General features: G+C 68.0%; 9 protein-coding genes. 8 read left to right on the top strand and 1 reads right to left on the bottom strand.

All coding sequences use genetic code 11. The annotated features are described in order from the left end of the window. The first annotated feature begins 107 nt into the window (after positions 1–107). Genes recC through recD form a run of 3 tightly spaced genes read left to right on the top strand, consistent with a single transcriptional unit; the run spans position 108 to position 8666 of the window. Positions 108–3326: an exodeoxyribonuclease V subunit gamma gene (gene recC, locus Q362_RS18945; RefSeq protein WP_051553589.1), complete on the top strand. Its 3219-nt coding sequence runs from the start codon at positions 108–110 to the stop codon at positions 3324–3326. Further along, complete coding sequence (gene recB, locus Q362_RS0103620; protein WP_028317578.1) at positions 3313–6819, top strand: exodeoxyribonuclease V subunit beta; 3507 nt, start codon at positions 3313–3315, stop codon at positions 6817–6819. The genes recC and recB overlap by 14 nt, the downstream gene beginning before the upstream one ends. Further along, a complete protein-coding gene (recD, locus tag Q362_RS18940; RefSeq protein ID WP_051553586.1) occupies positions 6816–8666 on the top strand; it encodes an exodeoxyribonuclease V subunit alpha in 1851 nt (616 codons plus the stop codon). Before recB ends, recD begins: the two co-directional genes overlap by 4 nt. Here recD and Q362_RS21960 read toward each other — a convergent pair. After that, positions 8634–10004 carry a hypothetical protein gene (locus tag Q362_RS21960; RefSeq protein ID WP_051553585.1) on the bottom strand — a complete coding sequence of 457 codons (1371 nt, stop codon included), beginning with the start codon at positions 10002–10004 and terminating at the stop codon, positions 8634–8636. The genes recD and Q362_RS21960 overlap by 33 nt on opposite strands. 201 nt (positions 10005–10205) lie before the next feature. Here Q362_RS21960 and Q362_RS0103605 point away from each other — a divergent pair, with 201 nt between their 5' ends. The 5 genes from Q362_RS0103605 (at position 10206) to Q362_RS0103585 (ending at position 14513) form a co-directional block, all read left to right on the top strand. Continuing rightward, positions 10206–11126: an ADP-ribosylglycohydrolase family protein gene (locus Q362_RS0103605; protein WP_028317577.1), complete on the top strand. Its 921-nt coding sequence runs from the start codon at positions 10206–10208 to the stop codon at positions 11124–11126. Positions 11127–11280: 154 nt separating this feature from the next. After that, positions 11281–11775, top strand: coding sequence for a Fur family transcriptional regulator (locus tag Q362_RS0103600; RefSeq protein ID WP_028317576.1), 495 nt, complete (start codon positions 11281–11283; stop codon positions 11773–11775). Between the two features lie 219 nt (positions 11776–11994). After that, positions 11995–12495: a thiol peroxidase gene (gene tpx / locus Q362_RS0103595; protein ID WP_028317575.1), complete on the top strand. Its 501-nt coding sequence runs from the start codon at positions 11995–11997 to the stop codon at positions 12493–12495. 234 nt (positions 12496–12729) lie between these two features. Next, positions 12730–13206 carry an Lrp/AsnC family transcriptional regulator gene (locus Q362_RS0103590; RefSeq protein WP_028317574.1) on the top strand — a complete coding sequence of 159 codons (477 nt, stop codon included), beginning with the start codon at positions 12730–12732 and terminating at the stop codon, positions 13204–13206. A 17-nt stretch (positions 13207–13223) separates the two neighbouring features. Then, complete coding sequence (locus Q362_RS0103585) at positions 13224–14513, top strand: aminomethyl transferase family protein (protein WP_028317573.1); 1290 nt, start codon at positions 13224–13226, stop codon at positions 14511–14513. Position 14514: the final 1 nt, after the last annotated feature.

Here is a 14514-nt window from a genome sequence, read left to right as displayed (position 1 = left end):
TCCATACAAATAAAAACCGCTGCTTCCCGAATTCAGCCATGCACTCGCCCGCCTCCCGCCTCCGGTCCGGTCCAAACCGTTCCCGATCCCAACACCTGGAGTAGTGCGTGTATCTGCATCAATCCAACCGGCTGGAGATCCTGTTGCAGCAACTCCGGGCCGTGCTCCGCGACCCCCTGCCCGATCCGCTGGCCCCCGAGATCATCGTGGTCCACAATCCGGGCATGGCCCAATGGGTGGCGCAGCGTCTGGCCTTTGCCGACGGCATCGCCGCCCATCTTCACTTCCCCCTGCCGGCCCGCTTCGTCTGGGATCTGGTGCGGCGGCTTGCGGGCAGCCTGCCGGAGGAGGACGTCTTCCGCAAACCGGTGCTGCGCTGGCGGATCGCCTCCCTGCTGCCGGCCCTGCTCGCCCGCCCCGGTTTCCGCGAACCGGCCGCCTACCTCAAGGACGATGGTGACGGCAGCAAGCTCGACCAGCTCTCGGGCCGGATCGCCGATATCTTCGACCAGTACCTGGTCTATCGCCCCGACCTGCTCAACCGCTGGCAGCAGGGCGGCGACGACCACTGGCAGGCCGTGCTCTGGCGGGCGCTGACCGCCGATGCCATGCCCCATCGGGCCCGTCTGGCCGAACACTTCCGGCAGCTGGCCGATGGGGAGCCGGCTGGCGGCCTCCTGCCGCAGCGCTGCCACCTGTTCGGCCTCAACTCGCTGGCGCCGGTCTATGTGGAGATCGTCGAGCGGATCAGCCACCACACCGAAGTGCATCTGTTTCACTTGAGCCCCTGCCGCCACTACTGGGGCGACCTGGTCTCGGCCCGGCGGCGGGCCGGCAAACGGGATCGCCACCGGCAGGCGGCAGCCCTCGACGCCTATGTCGATCAGGGCCATCCGCTTCTCGCCTCGCTGGGCGCGCTCGGCCAGGACTTTTTCCGCCAGCTGCTCGACATTGACGGTGAATTGCAAGAAATAGACCTGTACCAGGAACACGAACCGGCCCATGTGCTGGCCGTTCTGCAGAACGATATCCTCGACCTGCACGACCGTGCCGCCGCCGGGGCCACCCGCCATCCGCTCGCCCCCGGCGACCGCTCGATCCAGTTCCACTGCTGCTCTTCGCCGCTGCGCGAGGTCCAGATCCTGCACGACCGGCTGCTCGATCTGTTCCGGCAGCACCCGGACCTGACTCCCGGCGATATCCTGGTCAGCGCCCCCGATATCCAGGGATATGTCGAGGCGGTCACCGGCGTGTTCGGCGAGGCCACCGGCGAGCGGCGCATCCCCTGGTCGATCGCCGACCGGCCGCTGGCCGGCGAGTACGCCCTGGTCCGCTGCCTGCTCGATGTGCTCGACCTGCTCCCCGGCCGGTTCGCCGCGCCCGAGGTCCTGGCCCTGTGCGAGACGCCCGCCCTGCTCCGCCGCTTCGGCCTCGATCCGGCCATCCTGCCGCGGCTGCACGACTGGGTCCGGGAGACGGGCATCCGCTGGGGCCTGGACGCGGCGCACCGGGAGGAGTTGGAGGTCCGGGCCGGCGATCTGCACAGTTGGCGGTTCGGCATGGACCGTCTGCTGCTCGGTTACCTGATGGGCGACTGCCGGGAACCCCAGGCCGACCGTCTCCCTTATGGCCACCTGGCCGGTGGCGAAACCGAGGCCCTGGGCGGCTTTCTCGCCCTGGTCGACACCCTGTCCGGCTGGCGTCTTCGCCTGCGACGGGACCGGCCGGTGGCGGCCTGGTGCGACGACCTGTTCGCCCTCATCGACGATCTGTTCGCCGCCGAAGAGGAAGAACAGGGGCTGCGGGTTTTGCGGGAGGCGATCGCCAGCCTGCGCGCGGATTGCCGCCTGGCCGCTTACACCTCCCCGCTGAGCTTCGCCGTGCTCAAACGGCATCTGCACGCCGCCCTCACCCAGCCGGCCGGCGGCCAGCCCTTTCTCAGCGGCCGGGTCACCTTCTGCAACATGGTGCCGATGCGCTCCGTGCCCTTCCGCATCGTCTGTCTCCTGGGGATGAACGACCAGGCCTTTCCCCGCCGCCAGCATCCCTTCGCCTTCGACCTCATGGCGGCGCAACCGCGCCTGGGCGACCGCAACCGCAGCCAGGACGACCGCTATCTCTTTCTGGAGGCCCTGCTCTCGGCCCGCGATGTCTTCTACCTGTCCTGGACCGGCCGCAATCAGCGCGACGACGCCGTTGCCCCGCCCTCGGCGGTGGTCGCCGAACTGCGCGACTATCTCGCCCAGGGCTGTCTGCTAAAAGAGACAGCCGTTGCTGCCCATCTCACCACCTTCCACCCGATGCAGCCCTTCAGCCGCCGCTGTTTCGACGGCACCACGGCAACGGCCAGCTTCAATCCGGCCTGGCTGCCGGCGGCAGAGGAAACCGATCCGCCACCCTTTCTCCACGGCGTCCTGGCGCCGCCGCCGGAGGAACGGCGGACCGTCGATGTCGACGAACTGGCCGGTTTCTGGCGCCATCCGGTCCGCTTCTTCCTGGAGCGGACGCTCGGCCTGCGCCTGCGGGAGAGGAGCACCGCCATAGCCGAGAGCGAGCCCTTTGCCCTCGACCACCTGGACCGCTACCTCCTGCGCCGGGAAACGGTGGCCGGCCTGCTGGCGGGGATGTCGGCGGAACAGATCCATCGCGGCCTGGAAACCGGCGGCGCGCTCCCATGCAGCGGTTTCGGCCGGGCCGAATTCGCCGGCATCGCCGCTGTCGGCGCCCAACTGGCCGAACAGCTCCGCCCTCTGCTCGCCGAGCCGCGGGAGCCGGTGGCCATCGACTGCGCCATCGGTCCCTTCCGCCTCACCGGCTGGCTGGCCGACTGCTTCTCCTCGGGCCGAATCACCTGGCGGACAGGCACCCTCAAGGGCGCCGACCTGATCGCCCTGTGGGTCCGGCACCTGCTCCTCAATCTCCAGGCCCCGGAGGGTCTGCCGCCGGTGTCCGTGCATCTGTCCCGCGACCCGGCCAAAACGAACGATCCGGTGCGACGCATCGTTCTCCGGCCGGTGGCCGAGGCCGAGCGCCACCTGCAAGCGCTGCTCGATTTCTATTGGCGGGGCCTGGCCGCGCCCCTGCCCTTTTTCCCCGAAACCAGCCTGGCCTGGGCCGAGGCGTGCCGCCGCGACAGGAAGGACCCTGACGAAGCCGCCCGCCAGATCTGGGAAGACGGCTTTGGCCGCGCCGGCGAGGGCAGCGATCCGGCCTACCGGTTGTGCTTCCCTCAGGAGCGCTTTGCAACCAGCCCGGACTTCATCGAACTGGCCACCCTCTACGACCCGATCCTGACCCATCTGGAGGACGACCGTGCAGCCGCTTGACCCGCTCACCCTGCCCCTGCACGGCCGGCGGCTGCTGGAGGCCAGCGCCGGCACCGGCAAAACCTACACCCTGACCCTGCTCTTCCTCCGCCTGCTGCTCGAACGGGAACTGGCCATCGACCAGATCCTGGTGGTCACCTTCACCAGGGCGGCCACCGGCGAGCTGCGCGACCGCATCCGCCAGCGCCTGCGCCAAGCCGTCGACCATCTGGACAACAAGGACGAGGCCGATCCGCTCCTGGCGGCCCTGCTGGCCGCCGTCCCGCCGGCAGCGGCCCGGCAGCGGCTCGCCGACGCCCTGGTGCGGCTGGACGAGGCCGCCATCCACACCATCCACTCCTTCTGCCAGCGCATCCTTCAGGAACACGCCTTCGAGGCGGCCATGCCCTTCGAAGCCGAACTGATGACCAACGAGGCCGACCTGCGCCTCCAGGTGATCGAGGATTTCTGGCGTAACCGCTTCTATCCGGCCGGCGACGGGGAAGCGGCCTGGGCCGCCACCACCTGGACCGATCCGGCCGGGCTGCTCAGGGCCCTGGGCAAGGTTGCCGCCGCAGGGGACTGCGACCTGATTCCGGAGATCGACGAGGCCGAAGTGGCGTCTTTGCAGGAGGAGGGCCGCCGACTCTTTGCCGGGCTGGGCGAGAGCTGGCACCGCGAGCGGCCGCAGGTGGGCGCCATCCTGGCGGACGACCCCGGTCTCAAGCGCAACGACAACGCCTATCGCTTAAGCGACCGGGTGCCCCAACTGCTCGACGACATGGACCGGCTGGCCGGACAAATCGAGCCGCCTTTCCTTCTTCCTGACGGCATCGACCGGCTGGCCGCCTCCGTCATGGCTACCCATGTCAAAGCAAAGCACGAACCGCCCGCCCACCCGTTTTTTGCCCTGTTCGATCAATGGCTCCAGGTCCACGACCGCCTGCGGCGCCTGCTGGTCATGCAGGTCCTGCGGCAGGCCCGGCAGTTCCTCGACACCGAACTCGACCGCCGCAAAAGGGCCCAGGGCTGGCTGACCTACGACGACCTGCTGACCCGCCTGGACGGAGCGCTGGCGCAGCCGGGCAGCGGCCCGCACCTGGCGGCCCGCCTCGCCTCGCGCCATCCCGCCGCCCTGATCGACGAGTTCCAGGACACCGACCCCATCCAATACCGAATCTTCTCCCGCATCTATCGCGGCAGCGGCACCCTCCTGCTCATCGGCGACCCCAAGCAGGCCATCTACTCGTTTCGCGGCGCCGACATCTTCACCTACATCCGGGCGCGCCGCGCCACCGCCCCGGACCACCGGGCCACCCTGGGCGTCAACCACCGGGCCACCCCGGCCATGGTGCGGGCGATCAACACCCTGTTCGGCCGCCGCGAAAACGCCTTTGTCTTCCAGGACGACATCGTTTTCCAGCCCGTCCGGGCCGCCGAGCCGGCCAGGGCCGAGCCGCTTGTGCTCGCCGGCCGGGCCATGCCGCCGCTGACCGGCCTGCTCCTCGACGGCGAACGGCTGCGGCGCGGCAAGGCGAACACCATCAGCAAGGAGCGGGCGAGCCGGGCGGCGGTCGATTTCTGCGTCGACGCCATCGTCTCGCTTCTGGAAGCGGGCAGGCAGGGGCGTGCCGCCATCGCCGGCCGGCCGCTTGCGCCCGCTGACATCGCCATCCTCACCCGCACCAACCGCGAGGCCGAGGCCATGCGCCAGGGCCTGCATCGCCGGGGCCTGAACTGCGCCGCCACGAGCCAGGATTCGGTGTTCGCCGCCCCGGAGGCCAAGGCCCTGGCCCAGGTGCTGGCCGCCCTGACCGCGCCCGCCGACATGGCGGGCATCCGCACCGCGCTGGTGACCGACCTGTTCGGGTGCAGCGGCGAGGAACTGTATCGCCTCGCCGCCGACGAAGAGCGTTGGGAGGCCCGGCTGGCCGGCCTGCTCCGCTACCGGCAGCTCTGGCTCGAGCAGGGCTTTCTGCCCATGTTCCAGCATCTCCTCGCCACCGAGCAGGTCACCCGGCGGCTGACCGCCAGGGACGGCGGCCGCCGTAGCCTGACCAACTATCTCCATCTGGCCGAATTGCTCCAGGCCAGTCCGGCCGGCCGCCACGGCGCCGCGGCCCTGCTGCGCTGGCTGCATCACCAGATCGACCATCCCGACCCCAATCAGGACAATCAACTGCTGCGCCTGGAGGACGACGAGGACCTGCTGCGGATCGTCACCATCCACCGGGCCAAGGGCCTGGAGTTTCCGGTGGTGGTCCTGCCGTTTTTGTGGTCCGGCCGGACGCCGGACACCGGCGGTCCCCTCGCCTTCCACGCCCGCGACAGCCTGCGCCTTGTCCTCGACCTGGGCACCGGCCAAGAGGAACACCGGCGCTGGGCGGCGGAGGAGTCGCTGGCCGAGGAGGTGCGCCTGCTCTACGTGGCCCTGACCCGAGCCCGATCCGGCTGCCTGTTTTGCTGGGGTCGGGTGAGCGGCCTGGAACGCACCGCCCTGGCCCATCTCCTCCACCAGGGCCGCTGCCCGGAAGACGACGATGCCTTGCGCCGCGACCTGGAATCGCTCAACGACGGGGAAGCGCTGCTCGACCTGCGACCCCAGCCCGCCGCCTTCGGCAGCCATCGCCTGGCCACCGCCGTTGCTGCGCCGCGCCTGCAGCCGGCATCCTTCCACGGCCGGATCAGCCCCGGCTGGTCGCTGACCAGCTATTCCCGCCTCAGCGCGGGCGCCGACCTGCCCGAGGCAGCGGACCGGGACGAATGGGACAGTCCGGCGGCGGCCATGCCCGAGGATTTCAGCTCCATCTTCACCTTTCCCCGCGGACCCAAGGCCGGCACCTGTCTGCACGCCCTGCTCGAACGGATCGATTTCGGCCGGCCCGCCGGGGAGCAACAGCCGCTGATCGCCCAGGGCCTGGAGCAGGCCGGCATCGATGCGCGCTGGCAGACCGCCCTGGCCGGCTGGCTGGACGATCTGCTCGCGGTCTCCCTGCCCGGCAGTTGCGCCCTCTGCCAGGTGGCCGGATCGGACCGGATCAACGAGTTGAGCTTCCTCTTTCCCCTGGAGCAGGTCGATCCTGCGCGGCTCAACAACCTGCTCACCGCGGCCGGGCTGCGGCCCCTCGCCGGCGGCGCGGCCTCGCTGCACGGCCTGATGAAGGGCTTCATCGATCTGGTCTTCCGCCACCGGGGCCGCTATTACCTGGTGGATTACAAATCGAATTTTCTCGGTCCGAGCGCGGCGCACTACACCCCCCAGGCCCTGAACGCCTGCATGGACAGCCACCAGTACCGGCTCCAGGCCCTGATCTACACCCTGGCCCTGCACCGGTTTCTCGGCTCCCGGCTGGCGGCATACCGATACGACGAGCATTTCGGTGGCGCCTACTACCTCTTCCTGCGGGCCATGCATCCCAGCCATCCGGCCGGCACCGGCATTCATGCCTTCCGGCCGGACCAAACGTTCATCGAGGCCCTGGACGACTGCTGCCGGGGGGGAGGGCGCCCATGACCACCTGGCCCGATCCCGTGCAGGCCGGTCGCATGTTCCGGCCGCTCGATGTCCAGACAGCCCGTCTCCTGGCCCGGTTCGACGGCAGGCAGTGCCCGGAACTGCCCGTGCTTGCGGCCCTGGTCAGTTGGGCCGCCGGACAGGGGCACACCTGTCTGCCCCTGTCCGAGGTGTCCCGCCTGCTGACCGACGCCAGCCTGGACGGCGCCCCGTTCCGCGATGCGGCCGTCCTCCGCCAAGCCCTTCTGGCCTCGCCCATGGTCGGCCGCGCCGGCGAGGTCCGCCCCCTGGTGCTCGACCAGGCCGACAATCTGTTCCTCTTCCGCCTCCACCGCGACGAGGAGACGATCGCCCAGGCCCTGCGGCTGCGGACCGAACTCCCGGTGCCGGAGCCGCCGGCCGGGGCAGCCGCTCTGCTCGACCGTCTCTTTCCCGTGCCCGCCGGCGCAGCAACCGTCGACTGGCAGCGGGCCGCCGCGGCCCTGGCCCTGTGCCGGCCATTCGTGGTCATCTCCGGCGGACCGGGCACCGGCAAGACCCACACCGCCGCCCGCATCCTCGCCCTGCTCGCGGCGCTGTCCCCGGCCGAACTCCGTATCGCCCTGGCCGCACCCACCGGCAAGGCGGCGCTGCGCCTGCAGGAATCCATCCGCGCGGCCAAAAACGCGCTGCCGCCCGCCCTGGCCGAGGCCATCCCCGAAGAGGCCCAGACCCTGCACCGACTGCTCGGCTTTCGTACCGACCGGCCCGGTTTCCGCCACCACGCCGGCCATCCCCTCCGCCTCGACCTGCTCATCCTGGACGAGGCCTCGATGATCGACGTGCCGCTGATGGCCGCCACCCTGGCCGCCCTGCCCGCCGCCTGCCGGATCATCCTCCTCGGCGATCGGGATCAGCTGGCCTCGGTGGAGGCGGGCAACCTGTTCGGCGACCTCTGCGGCGACGGCGGGGTCCGCTGGTCGCCGGAACTGACCGCGCGGATGCAACCGCTCCTCGCCCCGGCCCGCCTGCCGGATATGCCCGGCGACGGCGACGGACCGCTGGCCGACTCGCTGGTGATTCTCCACGCCAGCCATCGTTTCCACGAGACATCGGGCATCGGCGGCCTGGCGCGGGCGGTCAACAGCGGCGACCCGGCCCTGCTGGAGGCGGTCTGGCAACGCGAAGATCCGGACGTGCACATCGAGGCGGCCGACGGCCCGGAGGCGAGCGCCTGGCTGCGGCAATGGCTCGAAGGCCATTTCCGGCCCCTGTTCACCGCCGATAATCCCCAACAGGCCCTGGACGAACTCGGCCGCTGCCGCGTACTCTGCGCCCTGCGCGAGGGACCGGCCGGGGTCGAGGGGATCAACCGATTGGCCGAGACCCTGTTCCGGCGCGCCGGCCTCATCGCCGACCACGAACGGCTCTACCGGGGCATGCCGATCCTCATCCTGCGCAACGACTACGACCTGGGCCTGTTCAACGGCGACACCGGCATCCTCTGGCCCGACGACCGCGGCACTTTGCAGGCCTGGTTCTCCCCGGCGGACAACGAACTCCGGCCAGTAGCGCTCACCCGTCTGCCCGCCTGGCAGACCGCCTACGGCCTCACCGTGCACAAGGCGCAGGGGTCGGAATTCGACCGGGTTTTGTGCATCCTGCCCCAGGAGGATGCACCGGTCCTCAGCCGGGAGCTGCTCTACACTGGCATCACCAGGGCCAGGCACCATCTCACCCTCTTCTGCCGTCGGACGCTGCTGCACCAGATCGTGCGGCGCCGGGTGCGCCGGTATTCGGGCCTCGGCACGAAACTGCGCCATACGGACAGGGAATCAGCCCCGGACAAAGCCGCCACCGGGGAATGATCGACAGGACCTCACCCGGCCGGCGCGGTCGGGGAAAACGGCTCCGGACGCTCCGTCTCGACGCAACCCGTCTTCCACCCGGGCATACCACTCGCTACGGTTTTGGAGCCAGTCGAGCAGGGTTTGCCGTTGTTCCTCCCGGTTGGCCGCCATGCTCCGCAGCCGTTCACCGGTGAGCATCATCCGCAAGCGCAGCCGCTGCAGGGTGATGATCTCGCGCAGGTCATGCAGGGCGCTTTCGAGTTCTTCACCACCGGACTCTTCCGCTCCGGCCGGGTTTGGGGCCGACTGCGCCTGCGTCCCCGGCAGGGCCAGATCCACCTCCTGAAGCGGCCGCACCTCGCCGGACTCGGTGAGGAAGATGCCGCTGGCCGTGACCGTGCCCATGACCGACCCGTCGGCCCGTTCCAACTGGAAGCCGGTACCGGCATGGGTGACGGCGATGGCGCCCACGCCGGCCTCCCGCAGGGACAGCAGCGATCCGCCCCCCTGGCCGTCCGGACTCCAGATCAGCAGTTGATCGAAAACGGGATCGTTTTCGTCGATCCACAGGTTGGCGTCGCTGTCCAGGTCGGCCAGTTCGCCGAAGCCGGACCCGCTGGCCGGGCCGAACAGCTCCAGGCCGTTGTTGATGCGGCCGTCCTGGTTGCGGTCAAAGGCGAGGAACCCGCAGCCACCGCCGGGGCAGGCCAGTTGTTCCCGGGTGCCGTCGCTGTCCAGATCGAAAAGAAAGGTGCTGTCGCCCAGCAGGGGCGCGTCGACATCGAATTGCAGGATGAGGGGATCGATAAACAGGGTCGACACCTCCATGGCGGCGGCGGTGGCAACCATGGTGCTGCGTTCCATGGCCAGGCCGAGGTCGAAGGCGATCTCCCGGCCGTCCGTGGTCCGCACCGTGCCCTGGGCGGAAAAGAGGAGGGATTCCTCCTGACTGTACATCATGCCGCTGATCAGGGTGGCGCTCTGGAGTGTATAGAACGGGCCGGCTGATCGGGCCGGTGGGCCGAGAACGGCATCCGGCCCGCTGGCGCCGATCCTGACCGGTTGCCCGACGACCTGTCCGGTCAGTCGGGCCAGGGTTGCCTCGGTGCCGGAGCTCCAGCCGTCCGCAGCGAAGCAGAGGGTGCCGCCGCCGTCGGTCCGGTCGACCTCGGAACGGCAGGAAAGGGTTGTCCGGGTTGAACTGGCGAGCATGGTTGCCAGCCGGATGCCGAACGAATCGGCCTGTTCCGGGGAAACGGCCGTTGCCGCGCCCATGCGTACCCCGGTGAATCGTTGTTCCACTTCCTTGTAGGTGTGCGCTGCATCCATGCTGACCGTGGCCGCAGCAATCTTCATTCCGCCTCCTTGTTGGTGTGAGATGATCTGATCGGACTCTTTCGTTCCTATCGACCATCAACCGCCGGGAGTTAACCCGATTCATCCCCGACCGGAGGCCGCCGGCACCGCCATTTGACAAATCCGGCCGCCGGGCCTAGGTTGTAGGCAGAACATCCAATCAATCAGGAAAAACGTGGCAACACCACCGGGAGAACGACCATGACAACCCAGGCAAAGGCCATGGTGCTCGCTTCCTTCGCCGCCGACAGCCTCGCCCTCGGCGCCCACTGGATCTACGACACCGACGAAATCGACCGGCGGATCGGCCGGGTGGACCGGCTGCTCGCACCGCTGGCCGGTTCCTACCACGACGGCAAGGCCAGCGGCGAGTTCACCCATTACGGCGATCAGGCCATGGTGCTGCTCGAATCCCTGGCCCGCAGCGGCGATTTTTCCCTGCCCGATTTCGCCGCCGCCTGGCAGCAGCTCTTTGCCGGCGGCTACCGGGGCTACGTCGACAAGGCCACCGCCACCACCCTGGACAACATGGCCCGGCGCCTGCCGCCTGCGCAATGCGGCTCGCACTCCTCGGACCTGGGCGGCGGCGCCCGGATCGCCCCGCTCGTCTACCGGTATCGGCACGACCGGGACCGGCTGCTCGAAGCGGTCCGTCAGCAGACCGCCCTGACCCACAACAATCCGGCCACCCTGGCCGGGGCGGATTTCCTCGCCAAGACCGCCTGGGCCGTGCTGCACGGCGCCGTTCCGGTCGAAGCCATGGAAAGCGCCCTGGACGAAGGGGTGGCGGACTTCGATCTGGACCTCCGCATCCGCGGCGGGCTCGATTCCGGCGGCAAGGACACGCGCACGGCGATCAGACAGTTCGGGCAGATGTGCGGCATCGCCGCGGCCCTACCCGGCGTCATCCACCTGGTCCTGACCTACCCGGACGACCTGGCGGGCGCGCTGATCGAAAATGTCATGGCCGGCGGCGACTCGGCGGCCCGCGGCCTGGCGGCCGGCATGATCCTGGGCGCCGCCCTGGGGGAGGCCGCCGTTCCCGAGGCATGGGTGCGGAGCATGGTCCGGGGCAACGACATCATGGCGCTGCTCGCCGCCCTCGACCGCGCCGGTACCTGAGCGTTTCGGGCCTTTGGCAAGGGTGCGGACCCGCGTTCAACGAACAACCACACAGTGAGACTGAACGCGTCCGAGAATATTTCTCGTTGACTCGAAAAAAAATACCATATATTAAGAAAAAATTATTTGTTATGACCTCTGCCTTTGATCCTTCATGTCTGCAAAAAACTTCCAACCGCAACTTCAGCACTTTGAACAGATCTGCAAGGGCGCCGGGCTCAAGGTGACCCACCAGCGTCTGGAGATCTACCGCGAACTGCTGGGGGCCCACGATCACCCTTCCGCCGAAGTGCTCTACAAACGGCTGGAGAAACGCCTGCCCTCCCTGTCGCTCGACACGGTGTACCGGACGCTGTCCACCTTCGAGAAACTGCAACTGGTCCACCGGGTGGAGACGGTGGAAAGCCAGGCCCGATTCGAGGCCCTGACCAGCCATCACCACCATTTCCTCTGCGACACCTGCGGCCAGTTGGTCGATTTCTTCTGGCAGGACTTTGACGATATGTTGCTGCCCTCCGCCCTGGCCGAGGTGGGCTCCATCGATCGCACCACCGTGGTGGTGCACGGCACCTGCGCGGCTTGCGCCCGGAAGGCGGAGCGCAGCGACACAAACCGGGCCGCGACCGCCGAATCCCCTGTGCCGCGTTAGCCCCGCCCCGCCGCGGTCCCATCCCTTCCGCCACGAATCGTTTCCTGCTGAACGGGCGATTTCCAGCTCTTGTTTTGGGCTTTACAGCAATAGGAGAATGATTATTCTCTGCAACACCATGCCCGTTGGAGAAGGGAGCGGACCAGAACCCCGTTCGCAGGGTGCGCCGCTTCCATTTTCAGGAAGTTCCAATGATATCATTCAGAAAGGAGACGCATCATGGCCACCATTACCCTGAAAGGCAATTCCATCGAAACCTGCGGCACCCTGCCGGCCAAGGGAACCCAGGCCCCTGATTTCACTCTGGTCAAAACCGATCTTTCCGAAGTGACCCTTGCCAATTACAAGGGCAAGAAGATCGTGCTCAACATCTTTCCCAGCATCGACACGCCGGTCTGCGCCGCCTCGGTGCGCTGCTTCAACAAGACCGCCGGCGAATTGGCCGATACCGTGGTGCTTTGCGTCTCCGCCGACCTGCCCTTTGCCCACACCCGCTTCTGCGAGACCGACGGCCTCAAGAACGTGGAATCGCTCTCCGTGTTCCGTTCCCCGGCTTTCGGCAAGGAGTACGGCGTGACCATCACCACCGGCCCCATCGCCGGCCTCCTGTCGCGGGCGATTGTCATCATCGACACCAACGGCACAGTCGTCTACACCGAACAGGTTCCCGAAATCGGGCAGGAACCCGACTACGACGCCGCCCTGGCCGCATTGAAATAACCGCTTTTTCCGTAGCGCAGACAAGCTCCGGTCAGTCCCCTGGCCGGAGCTTTTTTTTGCTCCATCCGCCTCCCGCTCAAGCCGCCGCCCCTGCCCGCTCAACCCGGCGGACTTGCTCCCATAATTTCACCACGCTCTTGCCGGATCCGGCAAAACCTCACATCGATATTGACAGAATCATCATTTTTCTTTAGCCTCGAATGGCTGTTTCGATAATTTCTCCCCTGGACAGCCATGCACCTCGACGCCACCAATCTCGCCATCATCAACCATCTCAAGGACGGCCGGACCTCGTTCAAGACCATCGCCGGCGAGCTGTCGCTGGCCGAAGGCACGGTCCGCTCCCGGGTCAAGCGGCTGATCGACGAAGGGGTGCTCTCCATCAGCGGCCTGGTCAATCCCGAAGCCCTGCCCGACCGGCAGATCGTCATGGTCGGCGTGCGGGTCAAGGGCATGGATCTGGTCAAGAAAGGCGAGGAATTCAGCAGATTGCGCGGCGTGATCTCGGTCTGCGTGGTCACCGGCCAGTTCGACCTGATCGTCACCGCCATGCTCAGCAAGGACTTCGGCCTGCTCGAATTCTTCACCCAGGAGGTGGCCACCATCGACAACGTGCGGTCGGTCGAGACCTTCGTGGTCTACAAGAGTTTCAACCTCAAGGTGCCCCTGACCGGCCAGCCGGTCCTGGAACCGGTTGAGGACAGCAAATAAATCCGAGGAGGCCGTCCATGGCAACGTCCCTGAAAACCACGCCGCTGCACCCCTGGCATGTCGGCCGCAGCGCCAACATGGCCGCCTTCGGCGGCTACGAGATGCCGCTCTGGTATCCGGCCGGGGCCAAGGCCGAGCACCTGGCCCCCATCACCGCCGCCGGCCTGTTCGACACCAGCCACATGGCGGTGCTCACCCTGCGCGGCCCCCTGGTGCGGCCGTTGCTGCAACACTGTTTTTCCAAGGACCTGGATCGGTGCCTCGGCCCGCGCAAAACGCCGCTGGTGCCCGGCCGCTGCGTCTACGGGGTCTTTCTCGACGAGGCCGGCTGCGTGCTCGACGACGCCATCGTCTATCAGTGCGGCGAGACCGACTACATGCTCGTGGTCAACGCCGCCATGGGCGCACCGGTGGCAGCCCACCTGCGGCGCCACAACCCGGACGAAACCCGGGCGCTGGTCCACGACCACAGCGACGCCCTCGGCAAGATGGACCTCCAGGGGCCGGCCGCGGCCAAGATTCTGGCCCGCATTCTGCGCAATCCGGACCAGGTCTTCGACCGGATGGTCTATTTCTCCTTCAAGGGCACCTTTGCTCCGCATCTCCTGCCCGGCGCGCCGGTGACCCTCCTCGACGGTACCCCGGTGCTGGTGTCGCGCACAGGCTATACCGGCGAATTCGGCTTCGAACTGTTCGTGGCGCCCGAGCACACCACCCGCCTCTGGCAGCTTTTGCTGGAGGCCGGCGCACCGGAAGGGCTGCTGCCCTGCGGCCTGGCGGCCCGCGACTCCCTGCGTGCCGGCGCCGGCTTGCCCCTGTCCCATCAGGATATCGGCCCCTGGCTTTTTGCCGACAATCCCTGGCTGTTCGTCCTGCCCTGGGATGAGGATGGCAGCGGCTTCACCAAGGACTTCGGCGGCGGCCGGGCCGTGCTGGCGGCCGGGTCAGCGCCCTGCACCCTGCCCTTTGCCGGCTTCGACCCACGCAAGATTCCCCTCGGCGCCGCCAGCAAAGTGACCGCGCCCGACGGCACGGTGCTGGGAGGCGTGCTCACCTGCACCACCGACATGGCCATCGACCGGGTGGACGGCGTCATTGTCAGCATCGCCACGCCGGTGGCCGGCGGCCGTCCCGAATCGTTTGCGCCGCGCGGCCTCTGCTGCGGCTTTGTCCGGCTCGATGTCCCCCTGCCGCCCGGCACCGAAGTCCTGCTCACCGATGGCAAACGCACCCTCAAGGTGGAGATCCGCGACCAGATCCGGCCGGATCGCACTGCCCGCACCCCCATGGCCACCATGCTGTCCTAAA

It is taken from the genome of Desulfobulbus elongatus DSM 2908 (assembly GCF_000621145.1).
GTDB lineage: Bacteria > Desulfobacterota > Desulfobulbia > Desulfobulbales > Desulfobulbaceae > Desulfobulbus > Desulfobulbus elongatus.
This window is presented reverse-complemented; position numbering and strand designations above follow the sequence as displayed.

Excerpts from the sequence above, each read along its gene's own strand:
- recD (WP_051553586.1), top strand. The coding sequence starts at position 6,816 with ATGACCACCTGGCCCGATCCCGTGCAGGCCGGTCGCATGTTCCGGCCG.
- Q362_RS21960 (WP_051553585.1), bottom strand. The coding sequence starts at position 10,004 with ATGAAGATTGCTGCGGCCACGGTCAGCATGGATGCAGCGCACACCTAC.
- Q362_RS0103605 (WP_028317577.1), top strand. The coding sequence starts at position 10,206 with ATGACAACCCAGGCAAAGGCCATGGTGCTCGCTTCCTTCGCCGCCGAC.
- Q362_RS0103600 (WP_028317576.1), top strand. The coding sequence starts at position 11,281 with ATGTCTGCAAAAAACTTCCAACCGCAACTTCAGCACTTTGAACAGATC.
- tpx (WP_028317575.1), top strand. The coding sequence starts at position 11,995 with ATGGCCACCATTACCCTGAAAGGCAATTCCATCGAAACCTGCGGCACC.
- Q362_RS0103590 (WP_028317574.1), top strand. The coding sequence starts at position 12,730 with ATGCACCTCGACGCCACCAATCTCGCCATCATCAACCATCTCAAGGAC.
- Q362_RS0103585 (WP_028317573.1), top strand. The coding sequence starts at position 13,224 with ATGGCAACGTCCCTGAAAACCACGCCGCTGCACCCCTGGCATGTCGGC.